The 1721-nt window shown below is 67.9% G+C and carries 3 protein-coding genes; all 3 read left to right on the top strand.

Annotation, left to right across the window (positions count from 1 at the left end; translation table 11 throughout):
- On the top strand, positions 1 to 531 hold a 531-nt coding region (locus VGE49_RS02885; protein ID WP_331033081.1), incomplete at its 5' end, for a methyl-accepting chemotaxis protein.
- Positions 532 to 670: 139 nt separating this feature from the next.
- Positions 671 to 1267: a ribosome maturation factor RimP gene (gene rimP / locus VGE49_RS02880; RefSeq protein ID WP_331033080.1), complete on the top strand. Its 597-nt coding sequence runs from the start codon at positions 671 to 673 to the stop codon at positions 1265 to 1267.
- On the top strand, positions 1267 to 1721 hold a 455-nt coding region (locus VGE49_RS02875; protein WP_331033079.1), incomplete at its 3' end, for a NusA N-terminal domain-containing protein. The genes rimP and VGE49_RS02875, both read left to right, overlap by 1 nt.

Genomic DNA, 1721 nt, shown 5'->3' with positions numbered 1-1721 from the left:
GCGGGCGACGCCGGCCGCGGCTTCGCCGTGGTGGCCTCGGAAGTGCGGGCCCTGGCCCAGCGCTCGGCCGAAGCCGCCAAGGAGATCAAGACCCTGATCTCGGCCTCGGGCCAGCAGGTCGGGGCGGGCGTGACCCTGGTCGGCCAGACGGGCGAGGCCCTGCAGCGCATCGTCAGCCGCGTGGCCGAGATCGACGGCCTGGTCTCGGAAATCTCGGCCTCGGCCCAGGAGCAGGCCACCGGCCTGCAACAGGTCAACACCGCCGTGAACCAGATGGATCAGGTCACTCAGCAAAATGCTGCGATGGTCGAGCAGTCGACCGCCGCCAGCCACTCGCTGTCGCAGGAGGCCGACGTCCTGGCCGCCTCGGTGTCGCGCTTCCGAACCGGTCAGGCCGCCGCGCCTGTCGCCGCGAAGAAGCCGGCCCCGGTCCGCGCTCCGCAGCCGGTGGCCCAGACGGTGGCCGCCCTGCGCAGCGGCACCCGCAAGCCGTCTCTGGTGGTGGTCTCAGACGGCTGGGAGGAGTTCTGAACCTTTGCGACGACGGCGGGGGCTGACACGGCCCCCGCTTTCGCCTATATGACCGCTCACATCGTTAGACCGGCGTCCAACGGCGTCGTTTCAAGCGGCGGCCCGGACGGACCGCCGCTTTTGTATTTGGACCTGACCCTTGCGCGCCAAGACCGCTGAAGACCGCGCCCTGCTGGAGATGATCGACCCCGTGGCCGAGAGCCTGGGGCTGGCCGTCGTGCGCGTGCGCCTGATGGGCGGCACCCTGCGTCGCCGTCAGCAGATCATGGCCGAGCGCGTGATCGACAATGACATCTCGGTCGAGGAATGCGCCCGCCTGTCGCGCGCCGTGTCGGAAGTGTTCGACGCCGCCGATCCGATCTCGGGCGAGTACCTGCTGGAGGTCTCGTCGCCCGGCATCGACCGCCCGCTGACCCGCCTGATCGATTTCGACCTGTTCGAAGGCTATGAGGCCCGCCTGGAAACCGACCGCATGGTCGAGGGGCGCAAGCGCTTCAAGGGAATCCTGGCCGGGACCGAGGGCGACAACGTCGCCATCGATCTGGATGGCGAGGAGGACACGGCCCTGATCCCCTTCGAATGGATTGCGGACGCCAAGCTGGTGCTGACCGACGAACTGCTGAAGCGGGGCGCGGCCCTGCGCGCGGCGCGCGGCGAACCTGAAGACGACGGCCTGCCGGAAGGTGCGGCTGAAGACGAACAAACCACCCCGACCTCGACCAAGGACAAAGCCTGATGGCCGTCACCGGTATTTCCGCCAACCGTCTCGAACTGCTCTCGATCGCCGACGCCGTCGCGCGTGAGAAGAACATCGACAAGGAAATCGTCATCGAGGCGATCGAGGAGGCGATCCAGAAGGGCGCCAAGTCGCGTTACGGCGCTCACCACGACATCCGCGCCAAGATCGACCACAAGACCGGCGAACTGTCGCTGACCCGCCACGTCACCATCGTGCCCGACGACTGGCAGCCGGAAGACGAGCTGGAAGAGTTCAACGACAGCGCCATGGTGCGTCTGCGCGACGCCTCCAAGCGCGACCCGGAAGCCGAGGTCGGCAAGGAATACGTCGAGGTCCTGCCGCCGTTCGAGTTCGGCCGCGTCCAGACCCAGATGGCTCGCCAGGTCGTGACCGGCAAGGTCCGCGAGGCCGAGCGCGCCAACCAGTACGAAGAGTTCAAGGATCGCGTCGG

The organism is Brevundimonas sp., from assembly GCF_036405315.1.
In the GTDB taxonomy this organism is placed as follows: domain Bacteria; phylum Pseudomonadota; class Alphaproteobacteria; order Caulobacterales; family Caulobacteraceae; genus Brevundimonas.
The sequence above is the reverse complement of the archived record's forward strand: the minus strand, read 5'-3'. Positions and strand labels throughout refer to the sequence as shown.